Consider the following 19,252-nt stretch of genomic DNA (forward strand, 5'->3'; position numbering starts at 1 on the left):
TCAGTTGGGGAGTGAATAGTGGATAGCATTCTCATCGGTATAGCGGGGGCATCCGGCTCAGGTAAAACCACGGTTGCTGCAGAACTTCAGCGATATCTGGGTTCAGAGCATTGCACTATTATTTCTTCTGACAATTACTACAAAGGCCTGGGAAACATACCCCTGGAACAATTTCTGGAAGTGAATTTTGATCATCCTGACAGTATTGAATTTGAATTATTGGCTCAACACTTACAACAACTAAAACGGGAACAGGCAGTCGATATTCCATTATATGATTTTTCAACCTCCACGCGTAAAAAAGAAACCAGGAGGATAACCCCCAAATCCGTCATTATTGTTGAAGGCATTTTAATTTTTTACCCTGACTATATTGCGGATTTATTCGACATAAAAATATTCGTAAAAACAAAGGCCGATGTCTGCTTAATCAGACGGATTGAACGCGACACCAAGGAAAGAGGACTCACAACAGAGCAAGTCATGGCTCAGTATACGCGCTATGTGAAGCCCATGTACGAACAATATGTGAAACCTTATAAAAAAAGAGCTGATTTAATTATTGAAAATAGTGTAAAAACGCCTCTCTCGGCAGAAACGTTGCATTTTGATGGAACAGTAATTAAACAATTGTTGAATTCAACCCTGATTCATAAGAATGCCGTATCTGCAGCAGCCAATTAAGTTTGGGGCTATGCGCGTATCTCCATTTCAAAATACTTTTGGATCAAACTGAAAATTATCATTTTCCGCTGGATATTGTATAATTTAATAAACCTTTACTTGTAGATAAGTTATGAATGGACGCTTATTAATTTTGCTGACTGCCTTTCTTTTTCCCTTTTCGGTGACCCATGCCGCGGATGATTTTATTGATAATGTAACGACAACCATCAAACAATGTTATACCAAGCAAAGCAATAAAGAGGATGGCATCGTATTGGCTCAATGTATAAGTGGACAATTAGAGACGATGCCAAACCCGGAGAACTACATTGTTAATCTTGAAGGTAAAGATCCTCATTACATGACACTTTATCTTTATAATCCCAAAGGCTTTCGTATTGTTTGCGCAGTTACTGCCAATCAAACCCTGGAAATTAATAATTGCCAAACATACCAAGCCAAGCCGCTTGATTCGGAACAGCAGTTGTCAATTGATCCCAATGAATTACCAAATGCACCCTGAAATTAAGCTTCAATAGACGGCAAATTCAGCAATCACGTCAACTTGAAAAAACCAGATTAATCCCTACTTATTTCTTACACAGATCAATTACAGTAAGGAGAAAGTTATGAATGGTTTAAAACGTGATTATTTTCCCATCAGTAAAGATATCAATAGCCTGCTGGAGCATTTCTTCAAAGGTCAGACCGATGCTTCCTTTGTGGATACCGGCACCTGGGCTCCAGCAGTGGACATCAAGGAAGAAAAAGATCGCTTCCTGGTCGTCGCGGATATTCCAGGTGTCAAATCCGAAGATATTCATATTTCCCTTGAAAATAATTTATTGACGATTCAAGGAGAGCGGTATTTTGAAAAAACAGAGGGTAAGGAAGGTTACTCGAGAATAGAACGTTCGCAAGGACAGTTTTATCGCCGATTTAGCTTGCCTCAATCTGCTGATGAATCGAACATCAGCGCTAAATGCAAACATGGCGTGCTCGAAGTAATCATTCCCAAGCGAACCACGCCTAAGGAAAAACGTATCGAGGTAAGAGTGGAGGACTAAGCAGAACCGATATGCGCCGTGAAAAATACGGCGCGTAAAGCTGATTCCAGGTAGAAACGCAAGTATCAGCGTCCAATAAGTTCATTAAAGCATTGCGCTGCCGGTGAAGCCTTTGCCTTCCAGGAACTCGTTCCAGCCCACAGAGACATATACTCGGCATTCTCAAGCTGTTTCGCATAATTTCGCAATTGGCTGGTCAGCTTGTTTTGCGCAGGATAGGGAAGCGTGTAAGAATTTTGCATCTTATTCATGAAGCGGTTATCTACCCCCCGGGCCAACTTGCCAGAAAATGCGCGGGTCAGGCTGGTTTTATCGGCGAACTGATTCAACACGGCTTGCTTATAGGCATGTGACGTGCCCGATTCGTGAGCGGTTAAAAACAGACTACCCACCTGAACAGCATGGGCGCTATTCCTGAGGTGCTTCTCGACATCAGCAGGACTGGTTATGCCCCCAGCGACTAAACAAGGCAGTTTAAGTCCTGAGTTCGGAGCCTGAATTACAGGTAAAATACTACCAGCCTGTTTGGATAACAAAAGAGGCTTCATGCCAGATACTCCCTTTATTTCATTTATTTCTTTCGAAACAACAAGGCGATATCAATTGAATCAAATGAAAAATGGCTATTGCAGAAATCGCAGCTGATATTAATCTGGCCCTGCTCGGCTAACAGTTTATTGGCCTCTTCTTCGCCAAGAACTACGATCACCTGTTTCATTTTTTCCTGACTGCAGCGGCATTTAAATTGAGTCGCTTTTTCATCAAATAAACGCAGTTCGGTCTCATGATAGAGCCTGTAAAGCAATGTCTGGTTATCCAGAGTTAAAAGCTCATTCTCACTTACTGTCTGCCCTAGATGAACAGCATATTCCCAGAACTGCTCGCGTTGCAGGCTATCTTGACCTGGCATCAGCTGTAGCAGCATGCCAGCTGCCCGTTCTTCATTCACTGCCAGCCACACCCGTGTGGCAACCTGCTCTGACTGGGCAAAGTAATGGGTCAGATTTTCACTCATGGAAGTAGCAAGAATGGGAACTACGCTTTGATAGGCCTGAGTGTTATGATACTGATTGATGGTGAGCACCATTTGGCCTTTCAAAAAAGCCTCGGCATAATCCTCTATTTCAAGATTTTCCTGAAACTTGGCAAATCCTCTTAAATTGAGTTGATGATCGCATTGGACCAATAACAGAGGCAGACGTTTGTCACCCTGGAACTGCAGGCTTAAATCACCCTCAAATTTAATACTGCCTGATAGCAGTAAACAGGATACTAATGCCTCACCCAACAAATATTTAACCATTTCCGGGTAAGCATGTTGGTTCATAATGGTCCGATAGGTTTCATGGAGATGAGCAATTTGCCCTCGAATACTGGCATGCTCAAATATAAAACTCTGCAAACTATCCAATTTTTTTCTCACTCATTAATTATTCATATTTCGCGAAAAAAACGCTTTTTTTTCCGCTCAGGCATTAAATGTTGTTAATTCTAACACATTTATGATTGTTTGCTCAGGCTTGTCAGGTGATAATTCCTCTTTTGAGTTTCGGATTGTGGTATGTTAAATCCTCAGCAAATGGCTGCTGTGCGCTATATAGACGGACCATTACTTGTATTGGCTGGCGCAGGTAGCGGCAAGACCCGGGTTATTACGCAAAAGATTGCCTATTTAATTGAAGAATGCGGTTATCAGGCCCGCTCTGTCTTCGCAGTAACATTTACTAACAAGGCAGCCAATGAGATGCGCTCCCGGGTCAATTCGGTTTTATCTGCACAGCACCGACGGGGTCTTAAGGTCGCCACCTTTCATACCCTGGGTCTGACTATGATTAAAAAGCATGTAAAGCTTTGCGGTTTAAAATCAGGTTTCTCTATTCTCGACAGCGAGGATTGTCTGCAATTATTTCGTAATTTTCTGCCCCCGGGTAAAAGTAATGACCGAGAGTATCTGGCACAAATACAACATCAGATTTCGCGCTGGAAAAATGAGTTGCTAAAGCCAGAGCACCTGAGCAGCAAAACGCCAGACACCCCCATTTTTCTTGAGGCACTTCCCATTTACGAACGCTATCAAATTTCATTGCGGGCTTATAACGCCGTCGATTTTGATGATTTGATTTTACTGGCTGTTAACCTCTTGCTTGAACATGAAGAAGTAAAAGATTACTGGCAAAATCGTGTTCGTCATTTACTGATTGACGAATACCAGGACTCCAATCTCAGCCAATATCTGCTGGTCAAACTGCTTACTGGTCTTCGCGCACAATTTACGGTAGTCGGCGATGATGATCAGTCTATCTATGCCTGGCGAGGTGCACGGCCTGAAAATCTTGCTCAGTTACAACGTGACTATCCGCAACTTAAAATTATTAAACTGGAACAAAATTATCGTTCTACGGGCAGAATTCTGCATGTCGCCAATACTCTGATTGCCAATAATTCCCACTTATTCGACAAAACCCTGTGGAGCGAACTGGGTTATGGGGAGATGCTGCGCGTGCTTTGCTGTAAGGATGAGCAAGATGAGGCTGAACAGGTTATTGCTGATTTGATAAGCCATAAATTACGTCATGGTAAACAGTATGGCGATTACGCCATATTGTACCGTGGAAACCATCAGTCACGTGTTTTTGAAAAATTACTCCGCCATCATGGCATCGCCTATCGCATAAGCGGCGGCCAATCCTGGTTCGCGCGAAGCGAAGTGAAGGACATTTTCGCCTATTTGAAATTACTCTGTAATCCCCAGGATGATGCTGCATTTCTGCGTGTCATCAATACTCCTAAAAGAGGAATTGGGGAATCAAGCCTGGACAGCCTTGGGAATTATGCCCAAAACCGTGGCGAAAGCCTGTTTTATTGTTCGGACCATTTGGCTCTGTCTGAACTGTTGGCGGACAAACCGCGCCAGGCTTTGCAACAGTTTAAGCAATGGATGCTGGGAATTAACAAACGTCTCGAAAGCCAGGCGGTCGCGGAAACGCTTCGGGAGATGGTTGAGGAATCCGGTTATGAAGCTTATATTTATGAACAATGTGATACGCCTGCGAAGGCGCAGAAGCGAATGGAAAATATCTGGGAGTTGCTGGATTGGATAGACCGGTTACTAAATAAAGATCCCGAAAAAAATCTGGTCGATATCATTAATAAATTAATCCTTATCGATATCCTCGAGCAGGGTGATGAACAAGACAGGGAAGCAGTTCAGTTAATGACTTTGCATGCATCTAAAGGTCTTGAATTTCCCTTTGTCTATCTGGTCGGCATGGAGGAGGATTTATTGCCTCACCGGGTGAGTATTGACGAAGATCAGATCGAAGAAGAGCGCCGCCTGGCTTATGTTGGAATTACCAGAGCGCAGCGCGAGCTTTGCCTTAGTCTCGCCAAACAAAGACGGCGCGGCGGCGAAGTACAGGATTGCCAGCCCAGCCGCTTTCTTGAGGAATTACCTGTCGACAGCATTGAATGGTTTGGCAAATCAGGTGAAAAAAATGAAGAGCGAGCCAAGGCAGTTGCCAAATCACATTTGACGGCCTTGAAAAACATGTTGACGAATTAAGCCTGCTAAAGCCTTTACTGGACCGACCGGACAATTTGTTCATTTAAGGGCTTCCATAGCCAAAAAAAAACCGGTATAATCGACAGACTAATACACTATTAGCGCAGAACAAATGCTATTTGGAAACTTCTCCACATACATCATTTCTTTCATTATTATCGGCTGAAAAGCCGACTATCTACCTACGCCTTAAAATTTTATCTAATTCCTGAAAACCTCCGAAAGTGAGCGAGAAGATGAGCTTTTTTAAATTACGGCCTCTTTTAATGTGGCTTTTTCCTTTAGCATTTTTTACTTATCAATTCATCCTTCGCCTATGGCCGGGCTTGATGATGCAACCCATCATGACCCGTTTTTCCATAGATGCCAGTGAATTTGGAGTTCTTGCTGCCCTCTATTATTATGGCTATGCCGGCATGCAAATACCTGTGGCGATGATGCTGGAGAAATGGAGTGCCCGCTATGTGATTTCCGGATTCGCCATACTATGTGGTTTCGCAACGCTGCTTTTTAGTTTTACCTCGAGCTGGTATCTGGCTTGCTTAAGCCGCTTCCTGATTGGAGCCGGCTCAGCGGTAGGTTTTCTGGGTGTTTCCAAGATCATTTCAGAATGGTTCCCTGCGTCTCAGTATTCCAGAATGATTAGTTTCTCCTTTACACTAGGATTAACAGGAGCCATCTATGGAGGTAAACCAGTTAACCAGTTGATTGAATCCCAGGGCTGGCAACCGGTGGCTTTAGGCTTGTCATTATTCGCAATTGTTTTAGGCTGCGGCATCTTTTTACTGCTGCGCTCAAACACTGCAGCAGGCATCAGCAAAACGTCAGGCTGTTTTAATCGCCGTCAATTCAAATCCTTACTGAAATCACCTCTCATCTGGTTTCTGGCATTAGCCAACTTCATGATGGTTGGAGCACTTGAGGGATTCGCTGATGTGTGGGGCGTTTCTTATTTGATGAGCGCCTATCATTTTGATAAGAGCCAGGCGGCCCAGCTCATGTCGTTTATTTTCATCGGCATGCTGGTCGGCGGCCCACTGCTGGCCCTGCTTGCGCGTAGAGCAGGAAATTTTTCCATCATCGCTTTCTGTGGAGTGGGCATGGCCACGGCTTTGTTCTGGATCCTTAATTCGACCTCTTTGACTCATTTTGAATTGAAACTTTTACTTTTCGTGGTCGGTGTTCTCTGCTGTTACCAGGTGATTATTTTTTCAGCCGGAGCAGATCTGGTCAAGCCGGAGTTACTGGGTGTTAGTGTCGCATTTTTAAATTGCATTAATATGCTGGGGGGATCTTTTTTCCATACTATCATTGGTCAGTTGATGGAAAAAGAGTCCGTTATCCAAGCGGGAGAGACCGTGTATAACCTGTCAACTTTTCAAACCTCTCTGAGTGTAATCCCGCTTTGCGCCTTGCTTGGTGTGATTTTAGTGGCTGTGTTGGCTTATAAAACGTCCCGGGCAGATCAATTGAAAACCGCCGCTGGAATATAATCCTTAAGAAAGCAAAGAGAGGTTAAATCAACCCTCTCCCTGACCCTCTCCCAGAGGGAGAGGGGATTCTAAAGTCCTCTCTCCCTCTGGGAGAGAGTTAGAGAGAGGGGGTTCTCTTAAATGGAATCATTCCTTAAAGTCCTCTCGCCCCTCTGGGGAGAGAGTTAGAGAGAGGGGGTTCTCTTAAATGGAATCATTCCTTAAAGTCCTCTCGCCCCTCTGGGGAGAGAGCTAGAGAGAGGGGGTTCTCTTAAATGGAATCATTCCTTAAAGTCCTCTCGCCCCTCTGGGGAGAGAGCTAGAGAGAGGGGTCTAACTCAAGCTATTTCTTCAATTTGCGCTATCTCGGAAGGCATAAGTGAAAAATTGCCAATATCCAGGTCCTCTTTCATATGTTGCAGCCTGGTTGTGCCGGTGAGCGCAAGAATGCCTATATCCAGGGCAAACCGAAAAATCATCTGTGCCAGTGTTTTATTGTACTTTTCACATAAGAGATGAAGCTTAGGATTTGCAAGATATTGATAATTGGCAGTCAACAATGAGAAACCCTGATAGATTAAGGATTTTTCATCACAGAACTGTCGAATCTCCTTGTCCCACAACTTAACAGCAAAGCAGCGATTCTGCACAAAGCGAGGTTTTATTGCAGCTCGCTGGTAGAGCGCCTTCAATTGAGCAAGATTGACATTGGAAACTCCCAGCATGCGGACTTTTCCTTCGCGAAGCAGTTCCTCCATTGTATTCCAGACCTCCCAATCCTGCTCAGTTAAGCCCTGCCCGGAATAAGGGCCATGCAGAATATAGGAGTCCAGATAATCAGTCTTTAGATGTAAGAGGGAGCTTTCAAGTGATTGCCTGACCTGATTGGCATAGGAGTCACTCTCATCATAAGGTTTTCGGTGATCCTGTCCCTCTGCATAGGTGTATTTGCTCTGTAAAAACAGACTTTCGCGGCTTTGTCCAGACTCAATCAAAAACCGACTAATTCCCAGGCCAACCCCTTCTTCATAATAGTGTCTGCGCTGATTAGCCGTATCAATTCCAGTAAAACCGGCTTTCAAAGCCTGGTAACAAAGCACTTCGGTCTGCTCTTCCTTCCAGGCAGTTCCGTATAGAATCGATGGCAGTAATTTGTCCTGATTCATGATCCATTCCTTTATCAATGCTATATATTTATTATATTATGCAGGAATCAATGAACAATAAGTTTTATATTTTAATCTGAATAGTATGTCCTCATCTTCTGACCTGATTATAGAAAATACCAAACGCTGGATAGAAACTTTTATTATCTCTCTTAATCTTTGTCCTTTTGCAAAACGCGAAATGAAAAAACAAACCGTCAGATTTCAGGTCGCTGAAGTGGACACTATGGCTGAAGCTCTGCAGTGCTTACTCGATGAACTTCATATATTGGAAACCAATCCAGCGATTGAGACCAGTTTTTTAATTTTTCCACAGCAATTTGCGGACTTTTTTCATTATCTGGAATTGCTTGAGCGTAGCGATTTATTAATCCAGCAAGAAGAACTTGAGGGTATCTTTCAGTTAGCAAGCTTCCATCCAGATTATTATTTTTCAGACACATCAAGCGATGATGTTACTAATTACACCAATCGCTCACCCTACCCCATGCTGCATATTTTACGAGAGGAAAGCCTGGAAGAGGCGATTAATCGTTATGGTGATACTGAATCAATTCCTGTAAATAATATCCGCTTGTTAAGAAAACTGGGCTTGGACACAGTGAAGAGGATTATTGATGGAACTGAAGTTTTTAAGAGGATGGAGTGATTCGCTGGAGAATTCCCTCCGCCAGGCTGCACTCCAATTATGTTAAGAATTAGTCTTTCCCGCAAAGGCGGGAATCCATTCTTCAGTCGGCATTATAGCCAGATCAGAGATAGATCCCCGCCTTCGCGGGGATGACAGTTGGATATACAATTGAGCTTAACTTAAGTGGGAGGAGAAATCCTTATGGCTGACTGCGATCGACCCTAAGAATTAATGTTGTACTCCACCCTTTTCACGGGCTTCCTGAACCATTGAAAGCATCGCTTTTTCCACAATTTCAAACGAACGTTGCATGTGATCCAGCGTTTTATGGCCATTCTCAATCAGTAATCTGATTTGTTTTTCAAACAACTCTTCAGGTTTTTTTAAGTTAGCTAATTCTTCAGGCTTGATATAGTTCAAATTTTGCAAAGTTTTGACATTTAACTCTACAATTTCTTGCCAAGGAGCCTGAACCTTTTTAGCCATTTCAGTCCATTTTTCAAAATATTCTTGATTCATAACAGTCTCCTAATATGTTGCATTGCACAATAATAGATTAGATCCGTCTTATGAGGATGTCAAGAGATTGGAGTAATTTTTTTTTGCAGTGCACCATTTAACTGGTTTTGAATATTTTCTGCCATTGAGAAACAAACTGCTGCATTTGCTGCTGCCATGCCATACTAGTTTGCTGGGCATTCGTCAAATAGGGATTTGAATTCAATGATGCTTGCATATTGGTGAAAAATTGCTCCAGCATATTAGCAAACAGCTGATGCATTGGATGTTTCGCCAGTATAATTAATTGCCTTAGAACCTCTGGAGAAAGAAATTGGGTGGTTCCGCTTTCCATCTCCATGAAAATCTGCAGGAGAGTGCTATTGGTGATGTCCTGACTGCTTGTAGAGTCCTCTACGCGAAAATCAATTCCCTCAATCACATACTGCTGCAATTCTTCGACAGTAATGTATTTGCTTTTTTCCATATCGTACAGACGACGATTCTTATATTTTTTTATCAGCCGGCTCATAAAGTCTCTCTTGCAAAATGGATGAAGGTTAATACATATGCAAACCGCCATTAACACTCAGGTTAGCTCCTGTGAGGTAACGGCTTCTATCATCCAGTAAAAACTCCACAACCCAGGCAACTTCTTCTGGCTCCGCTAAACGCTTGGCGGGGATGAGTTCAATAATTGATTGCAGGATATCAGGGCGTATTCCTTTCATTAAGCGAGTATTCACATAGCCTGGCGAAATACTGTTAACCGTCACATTTTTAAGCATCATCTCCTGAGCGAGGCTTTTTGTAAATCCGTAAACCCCTGCTTTCGAGGCGGCATAATTGGCTTGAGAAAACTGTCCCTTCTGCGCGTTAACCGAGGAAATATTAACAATGCGCCCATAGGCTTGCTCACGCATTGAGTCAACGACCTGGCGTGTCACATTAAACATTCCATCCAGGTTGACCCTTAAAACTTCGTCCCACTGCTGCTTTGTCATTTTATGAAATACGGCGTCACGAGTAATCCCGGCATTATTGATTAATGCACTTACAGGACCAAACTCATCTACAAGTGCATTGATGACATGCTGGCACTCATCGAAATCACAAACATTCATCCGCCGAAAAACAATGGTTTCAAAGCCTTCTTCATTTAAAGCAGCCTGCCACAAAGGCCCCTCATCGGCAGCCATAATATCCAAAGCAACAACTGTTTTATATTTTGCGTTGAGTGCTTTTGCAACAGCAGTACCAATGTCACCAGTACCCCCTGTAATCAATGCCATATTCTTTTTATCCATACTTCCTCACTCTTGATAGCTGACAAGGTAAAAATTCTCAATGGATTAAAAGCAGTCATTGCTAGAAAAACCCATTATAGTGAATGGCAAAACAGCTGCCATCCATTGTTATGACATGTACTGTCCGCCATTGATATCCAGATTGGAGCCAGTAATAAATCCAGATGTTTTTGCAGCCAGGAAAGCAACTGCTTCAGCGACTTCTTCAGGAGTTCCCAGACGCCCTACCGGAATATTTGCAACAATGCTTTTCAAAACCTCTTCCTTCATAGCAGCAAGCATGGGGGTCTCGATATATCCTGGTGCAATAGTATTAACAGTAATACCTTTATTGGCCACTTCCATCGCCAGACTCTTGGTAAATCCAAATAATGCAGCCTTACTGGCAGCATAGTTGCACTGGCCAAACTGCCCTTTTCGACCATTGATTGAAGAAATGCTGATGATGCGCCCATAATTTTTTTCAAGCATACCGGGAAGCACATTGCGCGTCATATTAAAGACGCTGGTGAGATTGGCATCAATTACCTGCTGCCATTGTTGCGGAGTCATTTTTTTAAAACTGGTATCGACTGTAATACCGGCATTATTAACCAGTACATCGATATGACCATAGCGCTCGGTAACCAGAGCAACTAATTTTTCGCAGTCGGCATAATTGGCGATATCACCATAAACAATATCAATATCATGGCCGGCTTCTTTTTGTTCCTGCTGCCAGCGTTTTGCTTCTTCGTGTTTGCCACCTTTATAGTAGCAGGCGATTACGTGATAATCAGCTGCCAGACGCTGGCAAATGGCGGAGCCAATCCCACCGGTACCTCCAGTAACCAAGGCTATCATTTTGTCCATAAATGAAACTCCCTTCTGTTTTTAAACGAATACCCTTTTACTTCAAAGGAAAATCCGTTTAATGTCAATGAAAATAAGCAAGACTGTTATGCACAGGCTTGCTTAAACTCTTTTATTCCGTTTTTTGATGATCCATCAATCAGGACAACATCCTGCCATCCTGATTATTGTTCTTGCTTGGATTCTGACCTCATACTCGAACAGGCTTGGGCACATAGGCCTTAATCTGTTGAGCAAACTGCTGTAAAACTTCTAAACCAGACTCCTCTGCCTGCTTGCACCATTGCTGTAAAGCTTCAACCAACTCCTTCTGGGAAGAGGCGGTTTTAAGCCAAATATTTTGCAATGACTGGCGATAAGTATAGACCAATCTTAACTTCTCGCGGCTGGCCAACAGCGTGTGCAGTTTGGACTTGGCTTTTGGAGACAGCAAACTGTCCTGGAGACGGAGTAAACGGCCGGCTCGCTGAAACATTTTCTTCTGGGATTTGTCGCCGGCAATTACTGTTTTCTTTTCTGTCTTCAGAATAGGACGGACTACATGTTTGTAATAATGCGACATGACCTGAAAGCGATTGCTGATAACTGCTTTTACCGTATCAAGGTCAACATGTAATTTAGCAGCATCTTTGCCGAGTTTAGGCGGCAGTTTTTTAACCTTGGCCAAGCCTAGAGCGGAAAGACATCGAATGTACAACCAGCCAATATCAAACTCCCACCATTTCACAGAAAATTTGGCAGAAGAAGCGAAGGTGTGATGATTGTTGTGCAATTCCTCACCGCCGATCCAAAAACCCCAGGGAAAAATATTAGTGGCGGCATCATGGCATTCAAAATTGCGATAACCAAAGTGGTGCCCGACACCATTGATCACTCCTGCGGCGTGAAAGGGAATCCATACCATTTGAATTGCCCAGATTGTAATTCCAGGAACTCCAAATAGCAGCAAGTCAACCAGAAACATTAACAAAATGCCTTTGGATGAAAAACGGCTGTAGATGTTTCTTTCGACCCAGTCGTTGGGCGTGCCATGTGAGTATTTGGCAACCATTTCTTTATCCTGAGACGCTTCCTTGTACAACTCGGCGCCTTCCCAGAGTACTTTCTTCAATCCTAATACCTTGGGGCTATGCGGATCCCCTTCGACATCGGTCGAGGCATGATGCTTGCGATGAATGGCTACCCATTGGGCCGTAACCATCCCAGTTGTGAGCCATAACCAGAAGCGAAAAATATGACTAACGACAGGATGAAGGGTTAAAGCACGATGCGTTTGATAGCGGTGCAGGTATAAAGTAACGCCTGCGATAGTTATCTGAGTTAAGATGAGAGTAGCAACGACATACCCCCAGAATGAAAGATTTAAAAGGCCATGAACCATGAAGCTCTCCTGTAATACTTACAGTAATAATAGAAACGGCGGATAATCTATGTAAGAAATTGGTATAATTATCCATTTTTTATGGGTAGTTCTTAAGATCATAACATAATTTGCACAAATGCGCATTGCATCCTTGCAGAATGTGAACGATAATTTAATTGATAATTTGTAAATGTTCCGAATTAAAACTCACTCTTATAATCCGAATTCGCATGGGCTCTACTAATGAATGATAAAATTCAACAGTTATTTCAGACTTTAATTCCATTCCTGTTACTCGGAATAGCCATTTCCCTGTTAGTTGGTCTCTTTATCATGTTTTCCTATGTTCTGGTTTGGGGAATCCTGATTGGTGGAACTTTATGGATTTTTGCAACGATTAAACGCCTCATTTTCCCCTCCAAAAATGTAGCAAAGACATCGGGGCGTATTATTGAACACAAAGATCATGATTAATGCCTGAATTACCCGAAGTAGAAACCACACGACAAGGACTTCTTTCCTGTGTTAAGAATAAACTGATTCGGAATTGCATTGTCCGCTGCCAGCAATTGCGTGTGCCCGTTAATCCGCAATTTGCCGAGAGCTGTGTGGGTCAGCGAATTGATACGGTTTCCCGACGCGGTAAGTATTTACTGCTGCATTTATCTAATCAGGGATACATCCTTATTCATCTGGGCATGTCAGGCCATTTTCGTATAGTGCAGAACGGATTAGCGCCTGGAAAACATGATCATATCGACATTGAACTGGATAACGGGCAAATACTGCGCTATAACGACACCCGCCGCTTTGGATTATGCCTTTATTCTGAAATCAAGCCGGAATCACATCCATTACTGGCCCGCCTTGGCCCAGAACCTTTGTCAGAGGCATTTAGCGCAAGCTATCTGTATCAGCAAAGCCGTAATCGTAAACAGGCGATTAAATCCTTTATTATGAATAATGATATTGTGGTCGGCGTTGGTAATATTTACGCCAGTGAGAGCCTGTTTATGGCTGGAATTCATCCCGCCAACGCTGCAAAAGCCTTGGACGAAAAGGATTATGAGCGATTAGCGGCCGCCATCAGAAAGGTTTTAACGCAGGCACTGGCCGCAGGAGGAACCACCCTTAAAGACTTTATTTCACCTCATGGTAAACCCGGCTATTTCGCCTTTGATTTACAGGTCTATGGGCGGGAGAAACTGCCCTGCGTGATTTGCTCCCAGCCACTTCAAAGTATTCGACTCGCCGGTAGAAGTTCGGCTTATTGCCCCTCATGTCAACCCATTAAAAGCGAAGCTTAGAGGCTGATTGTTTTATACTTTCTCTATGGGCAATTCAAATAACTTGAAGTATTATCAGGATAACTTTTTTCCTTTTGAGCTTTTATGAAGATCAGCAAGCTGCGTACATTATGGATTTCCCTGGTTTCTGTGGGTTATACTGCGAATGCCTGCTCCAGAGCTATTTTTAAGAGTTGGCGGGGGACTATTACTCGCCCCTGGGTTGATCAGGTCATTCGTAACTGGTCTGATAAACTGCTTAAATTGATTGGTGTCCAATGTAAAATCATCAATCCAGGTAATGTGGCGCCCGTGGCAGGCCAGCCTACTATTCTTATGTGTAATCATACCAGCCTTTATGATATCCCTTTAGGCTTCAAAGCCTTTCCCAATCATTCAATTCGGATGTTGGCCAAGAGAGAATTATCCAGAATCCCTATTATGGGTAAAGGAATGGCTGCAGCGGAATTTCCGTTTATTGATCGGCATAATCGGCATCAGGCAATAAAAGACCTGGCTGAAGCTCGGCAATTAATGGAAAGCGGGATTGTCATTTGGATTGCACCAGAGGGGACACGTTCCAAAAATGGCCGTCTTGCTGCTTTCAAAAAAGGGGCATTTATTACCGCCATTCAATCACAGGCAATGATTATCCCCATTGGGATTCGAGGAGCATATGATATTCTTCCCGCCCATACCATGCAGTTCAATATAAACCAGACGGCTGAAATCCATATTGGCGAAGCCATTGATGCTTCACAATATACTATGGAAACAAGAGATGAGCTGGTAGAGCGGGTGCACAAGGTGATGGAACAATTAGTCGGCGAGAGCAGCAGCCCTATCCCTGAACCAGCTAATGAGTTAAACCATAACCTGTCGGAATCTGGGAAATAACGGAAGCCCGGCCTATCCTTCTGGGATCAGATGCCGCAGAAATGATATTTCTTTCCCTGTCCCAGGTGATTGCCTGCATATCGCCATAGGGTTGATCAAGAGGCATCAGTTGATAACCCATCTTCTTTAATTTGTCCTGAACTTGCAGGGAAAAAGCATCCGGTTCAAACTGCAGCCAGTCCGGTAAATACTGATGATGGAAACGCATTGTCGAAACCATGCTGATTGCCCCGCCATAATCATAGAATGCGAGAGCAGCTATAAGAACCATTGTCGGGATACGACTCCCGCCTGGCGTTCCGACAATTGCCAAGCGCCCTGGCGTTTCCAGAAAGCTGGGCGTCATACTGGATAAAGGCCGCTTACCAGGCTCAATCACATTGAGTTCACTGCCCACCAGCCCATACACATTTTTCTGCCCAGGCTTGGACGAAAAATCGTCCATCTCATCATTCAGTAGTACACCCGTTCCTTCAGCCACCACACTCGAACCAAAGATAAAATTAACCGTTAAAGTTGCTGACACCCGATTACCCTCTTTGTCCAATATGGCAATATGCGTTGTATTTTTACCACCATGAAAAAACCGGCTTTCGGCGAGGGTGCTGCTGGGCGTTGCCTTATCAGGAGAAATAAATTCACGCAACTTTTTAGCTTCTGCGGCAGAAATGAGACGCTCTACCGGTATTTTAACAAAATCAGGATCGGCAAGCATTTGGTTACCCTGCCAGAATGACAGGCGCATCGCCTCAACGAGATAATGGATCCATTGCGCACGATCCAGCGACTCCAGAGGGAAAGCGCTTAATATATTAAGCATGGTTAATAATTCTATCCCGCCCGCAGAAGGAGGAGGTGCGGTGATAATCAGCATATTATGATACGCACCCTGCAAGGGCTCCCGTTCCTTAACCTTATAATTACTGAGATCCTCCAGTGTCCAGATTCCACCCGCGGCCCTCGCTCCTGCGACCAGTTTTTCTGCCACTTCGCCCTGATAAAACCCGGCATGGCCTTTACTGGCTAACAGGCGAAGGGTTTTTGCCAGCTCCGGTTGTTTCAGGCATTCGCCTACGGAATAGGGTTGACCATCGTGTAAATAAACTCTGGCGGTTGCCGGGTATTTTCGCATTTGTTCGAGGCGATCACTCATTGTTGAGAAATTATAAAATTGCTGATCAACAGGAAAACCGTTCTCGGCCAGTTGGATTGCTGGCGCAAGACTTTCAGATAAAGGCAGTTTTCCATAATGCGAAGCGATATAAGCCAGGGCGGCCGGTTCGCCGGGAATAGCCGCGGCCAGTCCCCCGTTGAGTGATAATTCAGGAATTACCTTGCCATTTTTATCCCAGAACATGGTTTTGTGTGCAGCCAATGGCGCCACTTCGCGCCCATCGATTAATGTATTTTTTTTATCTTCTGCCCGGTGCAATAGCCAGAATCCACCGCCTCCCAGACCACTGTGATAGGGAGCGACTACCGCCAGTACAGCACTTACAGCGATAACTGCGTCAAAGGCATTGCCGCCCTTTGCCAGGACCGCAAGGCCGGCATTAGTGGCCAGGGGATGAGCTGAAGCGACAGCATAGCCACCCGGCTTCTCCTGAACTGTTTTAGCATGAGGTAAACCACATGCCAGCACAAGTAAAGAAGCAATCAGTTTCTTCATTGTCAGGCACTCATCCTCTCAGCAAAGGCCTTCACAACGCAAGGGGGCACGAATTGAGAAATCTCGCCTTTTAAGTTAGCAATTTCTCTTACTAAAGTGGATGAAATAAATAAGAGATTTTCTGATGGTGTCAAAAACAGGGTTTCAATATCGCGGCAAAGTTTTCTGTTCATACCCGCTAACTGGAACTCATATTCAAAATCATTTACTGCCCGAAGACCGCGCAAAATAATGCCTGCTTTTTGCTCCTGTACGAAATCAATCAATAAGCTATTGAAACCTACCACAGAGACACCAGGAATGTCTTTCAGAGACTCTTTCAATAACTCAATACGCACCTCCAGCGGAAAATACGGTTTTTTAGCTTCATTACCAGCCACAGCAACGATTAATTCCGGAAAAATAGTCGCTGCTCTACTGATGATATCGACATGGCCACAGGTTACAGGGTCAAAAGTACCGGGATAAACTGCTCGTTGTTTCATAATGATTGTCTTGATTGCAAGTTGTTTCAGTCTAGCGTATTGTATTTAAAAAGACTATCCATATCTTCCTGGTCATTGGACACCGCCAATTCTTCTAAGGAACATGCAATGAATGCATTTAAGTATCTGGGATTACTATCACTCGTTTGTCTTACTGCCTGCGCGCCAAAACCGCCAGCCACAGAAATAGCATCCGATCAGTTAGCCGCTGCTGAACCTCCGCCAACGAGTACACCCGTTGCGCCTTCAGAATCCGAAACAGCTCTCAACGCCACTGGACAAAAAGCCCAGAACACAAAAGCAGCAATATCAGACCAAAACGCCAAGGCGGCAAAAACGGACACCAGCGTCGCAAAAACAGCAGCGAATGGAATCTCTTCATGGGAAATTTCCGGAGCAATGGCTGCGCGAAGCAAAAATAAGGCATGGAGTGCTTCAGTTAACTGGGTTCAACGCGGCATGAGCAATTATCAAATCAGGCTTTTTGGCCCGCTGGGCAGCGGAACAGTGCTCATTCAAAAACAGGGTGGTCAGGTCAGTTTCCGCGATGGCCCGAAATCAGCTACATCCAGTAATGCCGAGCAGCTTTTACTGCAGCAAACTGGTGTCCGCTTACCGGTGACCAGCCTTTACTATTGGGTACGCGGTGTTCCTGCTCCCGGTAAAGTACAAACAGCAGTGAAGGATCCTTCCGGCTATTTAACGCTGCTGCGTCAGGGAGGCTATACCATTCAATATCTCGGCTATACCAAATCAGGCAATGCCTATTTGCCCAGCCAGATAAAACTTCAGGGTAATGGGGTCTTTATCAAGTTTGTGATTAAACGCTGGAGAGTCTAGCCTTCACTGCCGGATGTGGGTTGGGCTTGGCCTAACCTACAATAATTCCTTAACTCAAGTCTTCGAGAGTATTCGCTTTTTCTTTCTCGGTCTTCTATAGTTTTCTGACAACAAGAAAATTTTTTAAGGTATCATTGACATCGATGCATTTTATCTGCAAAATACGCAGCACATTGTAGCGAAGCGCTCAATGTCTCAATGAAGGATCTTAAAGTTTATTGGGGTGTCGCCAAGTGGTAAGGCACAGGGTTTTGATCCCTGCATACCTAGGTTCGAATCCTAGCACCCCAGCCATTTTCTTGTTGATTCAAGTAAACAGACGGCAGAAGATAACCGGGAAGGATGCGTTCACCGGATCGCTAAAATAATAATTATATCTTTCTGGCTGTCTTCTGCTATGTGTTTAAGTTAACTGATTTAACTAATCGAAGGCTTGTTACACATGTCGACTATGATGCTCTTTACCGGCAATGCTAATCCAGAATTAGCTCTCAATATTGCTACACACCTGCAAATACCTATTGGCCAGGCCACAGTCGGAACTTTCAGCGATGGTGAAACTATGGTTGAAATTCTCGAAAATGTCCGAGGCAAGGATATTTTTGTTATACAATCAACCTGCGCTCCAGCAAATGATAACCTGATGGAGTTGCTAACGATGGCGGATGCCTTACGGCGCTCATCCGCTGGGCGTATCACTGCGGTAGTTCCCTATTTCGGCTATGCCAGGCAGGATAGACGAGTTCGCTCTGCCAGGGTTCCCATAACAGCCAAAGTGGTTGCGGATATGATGGCTTCCGTAGGTATCTGCCGCGTATTGACGGTTGACCTGCACGCTGATCAAATCCAGGGTTTTTTCTACATGCCAGTGGATAACGTTTATTCTACCCCCATACTTCTTGACGATATCAAACAGCAGAATTTAAGCAAACTGATGGTTGTCTCTCCCGATGTGGGCGGTGTAGTTCGTGCCAGAGCGATGGCCAAGCGGCTCAATGATGCGGAACTGTCAATTATTGATAAACGACGAAGCGGTCCTAACAAATCGGAAGTGATGCACATTATCGGTGAACCGAATGGAAAGAACTGCCTCATTATTGATGATATTGTCGATACCGCGGGAACTCTTTGTTCTGCAGCCCTTCAGCTCAAACGTAATGGCGCAATCAGTGTAAGAGCCTATATCACCCATGCTGTGCTTTCCGGTCCCGCTGTGGATAATATTGTTAATTCATCCCTCGATGAAGTTGTTGTTACTGACACTATCCCTCTGTCTGAAAAAGCCAAACAATGTCCAAAAATCCGCATCGTCAGTCTCGCCGATATGCTTGCCCAGGCAATCAAGCGCGTCAATGTTGAAGAGTCTGTCAGCTCAATGTTTGCAGACTAAGCCTTTGTTTTGATTGCGTATCAGCATCTGCCATAATGAGAAACTTATCGAGGCAGATGCTGGCACTTATCAGCTCTTTACACATCCACTCTCATCGCTTA

General features: G+C 44.1%; 21 protein-coding genes and 1 tRNA gene. 12 read left to right on the forward strand and 10 right to left on the reverse strand.

All coding sequences use genetic code 11. From position 1 onward, the window contains the following. The first annotated feature begins 18 nt into the window (after nucleotides 1–18). The 3 genes from udk (at nucleotide 19) to E1O89_RS08650 (ending at nucleotide 1,733) form a co-directional block, all read left to right on the forward strand. Entirely contained in the window at nucleotides 19–684 is a 666-nt protein-coding gene (udk, locus tag E1O89_RS08640) for a uridine kinase (protein ID WP_165483110.1), read from the forward strand. Nucleotides 685–796: 112 nt separating this feature from the next. Then, nucleotides 797–1,189: a hypothetical protein gene (locus E1O89_RS08645; RefSeq protein WP_133139812.1), complete on the forward strand. Its 393-nt coding sequence runs from the start codon at nucleotides 797–799 to the stop codon at nucleotides 1,187–1,189. 106 nt (nucleotides 1,190–1,295) lie between these two features. Beyond that, complete coding sequence (locus tag E1O89_RS08650; RefSeq protein WP_112219340.1) at nucleotides 1,296–1,733, forward strand: Hsp20/alpha crystallin family protein; 438 nt, start codon at nucleotides 1,296–1,298, stop codon at nucleotides 1,731–1,733. A gap of 65 nt (nucleotides 1,734–1,798) precedes the next feature. Here E1O89_RS08650 and E1O89_RS08655 read toward each other — a convergent pair whose 3' ends face one another. Continuing rightward, complete coding sequence (locus tag E1O89_RS08655) at nucleotides 1,799–2,281, reverse strand: NAD(P)H-dependent flavin oxidoreductase (protein WP_133139813.1); 483 nt, start codon at nucleotides 2,279–2,281, stop codon at nucleotides 1,799–1,801. Nucleotides 2,282–2,304: 23 nt separating this feature from the next. Beyond that, nucleotides 2,305–3,144: an Hsp33 family molecular chaperone HslO gene (gene hslO, locus E1O89_RS08660; RefSeq protein WP_262337470.1), complete on the reverse strand. Its 840-nt coding sequence runs from the start codon at nucleotides 3,142–3,144 to the stop codon at nucleotides 2,305–2,307. A 150-nt stretch (nucleotides 3,145–3,294) separates the two neighbouring features. Here hslO and E1O89_RS08665 point away from each other — a divergent pair, with 150 nt between their 5' ends. Together E1O89_RS08665 and E1O89_RS08670 are read left to right on the forward strand one after the other, a co-directional pair. Beyond that, nucleotides 3,295–5,295 carry a UvrD-helicase domain-containing protein gene (locus E1O89_RS08665; RefSeq protein ID WP_133139815.1) on the forward strand — a complete coding sequence of 667 codons (2,001 nt, stop codon included), beginning with the start codon at nucleotides 3,295–3,297 and terminating at the stop codon, nucleotides 5,293–5,295. A gap of 236 nt (nucleotides 5,296–5,531) precedes the next feature. Next, entirely contained in the window at nucleotides 5,532–6,788 is a 1,257-nt protein-coding gene (locus E1O89_RS08670) for an MFS transporter (RefSeq protein WP_133139816.1), read from the forward strand. A 317-nt stretch (nucleotides 6,789–7,105) separates the two neighbouring features. Here the strand turns inward: E1O89_RS08670 and E1O89_RS08675 are convergent, their stop codons facing one another. Continuing rightward, on the reverse strand, nucleotides 7,106–7,933 hold the full coding sequence (locus E1O89_RS08675) for an aldo/keto reductase family protein (RefSeq protein WP_133139817.1): 828 nt from the start codon (nucleotides 7,931–7,933) through the stop codon (nucleotides 7,106–7,108). 85 nt (nucleotides 7,934–8,018) lie between these two features. Here E1O89_RS08675 and E1O89_RS08680 point away from each other — a divergent pair, with 85 nt between their 5' ends. Continuing rightward, complete coding sequence (locus E1O89_RS08680) at nucleotides 8,019–8,582, forward strand: DUF1415 domain-containing protein (protein ID WP_133139818.1); 564 nt, start codon at nucleotides 8,019–8,021, stop codon at nucleotides 8,580–8,582. A gap of 210 nt (nucleotides 8,583–8,792) precedes the next feature. Here the strand turns inward: E1O89_RS08680 and E1O89_RS08685 are convergent, their stop codons facing one another. The 5 genes from E1O89_RS08685 to E1O89_RS08705 all read right to left on the reverse strand — a co-directional run bounded on the left by E1O89_RS08685 (nucleotide 8,793) and on the right by E1O89_RS08705 (nucleotide 12,602). Beyond that, nucleotides 8,793–9,083, reverse strand: coding sequence for a phasin family protein (locus tag E1O89_RS08685; RefSeq protein ID WP_133139819.1), 291 nt, complete (start codon nucleotides 9,081–9,083; stop codon nucleotides 8,793–8,795). A gap of 97 nt (nucleotides 9,084–9,180) precedes the next feature. After that, nucleotides 9,181–9,594: a polyhydroxyalkanoate synthesis regulator DNA-binding domain-containing protein gene (locus E1O89_RS08690; protein ID WP_133139820.1), complete on the reverse strand. Its 414-nt coding sequence runs from the start codon at nucleotides 9,592–9,594 to the stop codon at nucleotides 9,181–9,183. A 28-nt stretch (nucleotides 9,595–9,622) separates the two neighbouring features. Beyond that, nucleotides 9,623–10,369, reverse strand: a complete 747-nt coding sequence (phbB, locus tag E1O89_RS08695) for an acetoacetyl-CoA reductase (protein ID WP_133139821.1) — start codon at nucleotides 10,367–10,369, stop codon at nucleotides 9,623–9,625. A gap of 108 nt (nucleotides 10,370–10,477) precedes the next feature. Continuing rightward, nucleotides 10,478–11,221, reverse strand: a complete 744-nt coding sequence (phbB, locus tag E1O89_RS08700) for an acetoacetyl-CoA reductase (RefSeq protein ID WP_133139822.1) — start codon at nucleotides 11,219–11,221, stop codon at nucleotides 10,478–10,480. A gap of 190 nt (nucleotides 11,222–11,411) precedes the next feature. Further along, nucleotides 11,412–12,602, reverse strand: a complete 1,191-nt coding sequence (locus tag E1O89_RS08705; protein WP_133139823.1) for a fatty acid desaturase — start codon at nucleotides 12,600–12,602, stop codon at nucleotides 11,412–11,414. 225 nt (nucleotides 12,603–12,827) lie between these two features. Here E1O89_RS08705 and E1O89_RS08710 point away from each other — a divergent pair, with 225 nt between their 5' ends. The 3 genes from E1O89_RS08710 to E1O89_RS08720 all read left to right on the forward strand — a co-directional run bounded on the left by E1O89_RS08710 (nucleotide 12,828) and on the right by E1O89_RS08720 (nucleotide 14,767). After that, a complete protein-coding gene (locus tag E1O89_RS08710; protein WP_112219352.1) occupies nucleotides 12,828–13,058 on the forward strand; it encodes a hypothetical protein in 231 nt (76 codons plus the stop codon). Beyond that, nucleotides 13,058–13,891 (forward strand): bifunctional DNA-formamidopyrimidine glycosylase/DNA-(apurinic or apyrimidinic site) lyase, encoded by an 834-nt coding sequence (gene mutM, locus E1O89_RS08715; protein ID WP_133139824.1) that lies wholly within the window; start codon nucleotides 13,058–13,060, stop codon nucleotides 13,889–13,891. Before E1O89_RS08710 ends, mutM begins: the two co-directional genes overlap by 1 nt. A gap of 84 nt (nucleotides 13,892–13,975) precedes the next feature. Continuing rightward, entirely contained in the window at nucleotides 13,976–14,767 is a 792-nt protein-coding gene (locus E1O89_RS08720; RefSeq protein ID WP_133139825.1) for a lysophospholipid acyltransferase family protein, read from the forward strand. On the opposite strand, the gene ggt is transcribed toward E1O89_RS08720, so the two are convergent. Both ggt and coaD read right to left on the reverse strand, forming a co-directional pair. Continuing rightward, nucleotides 14,727–16,436, reverse strand: coding sequence for a gamma-glutamyltransferase (gene ggt, locus E1O89_RS08725; protein WP_133139826.1), 1,710 nt, complete (start codon nucleotides 16,434–16,436; stop codon nucleotides 14,727–14,729). The two genes, E1O89_RS08720 and ggt, sit on opposite strands and share 41 nt — an antisense overlap. A 2-nt stretch (nucleotides 16,437–16,438) precedes the next feature. Continuing rightward, complete coding sequence (coaD, locus tag E1O89_RS08730; protein WP_112219356.1) at nucleotides 16,439–16,921, reverse strand: pantetheine-phosphate adenylyltransferase; 483 nt, start codon at nucleotides 16,919–16,921, stop codon at nucleotides 16,439–16,441. A gap of 108 nt (nucleotides 16,922–17,029) precedes the next feature. Between coaD and lolB the strand changes: the two genes are divergently transcribed. The 3 genes from lolB to E1O89_RS08745 all read left to right on the forward strand — a co-directional run bounded on the left by lolB (nucleotide 17,030) and on the right by E1O89_RS08745 (nucleotide 19,151). Continuing rightward, nucleotides 17,030–17,761, forward strand: a complete 732-nt coding sequence (gene lolB, locus E1O89_RS08735; protein ID WP_133139827.1) for a lipoprotein insertase outer membrane protein LolB — start codon at nucleotides 17,030–17,032, stop codon at nucleotides 17,759–17,761. 219 nt (nucleotides 17,762–17,980) lie between these two features. Continuing rightward, nucleotides 17,981–18,055: transfer RNA gene (locus E1O89_RS08740), tRNA-Gln, on the forward strand. 148 nt (nucleotides 18,056–18,203) lie between these two features. Continuing rightward, the gene (locus E1O89_RS08745; RefSeq protein WP_058507201.1) at nucleotides 18,204–19,151 is read left to right on the forward strand and encodes a ribose-phosphate pyrophosphokinase; all 948 of its coding nucleotides are present in this window, start codon (nucleotides 18,204–18,206) and stop codon (nucleotides 19,149–19,151) included. Nucleotides 19,152–19,252 lie beyond the last annotated feature (101 nt).

The sequence above is a fragment of the Legionella genomosp. 1 genome, assembly GCF_900640215.1.
GTDB classification, from domain to species: Bacteria; Pseudomonadota; Gammaproteobacteria; order Legionellales; family Legionellaceae; genus Legionella_C; species Legionella_C quinlivanii_A.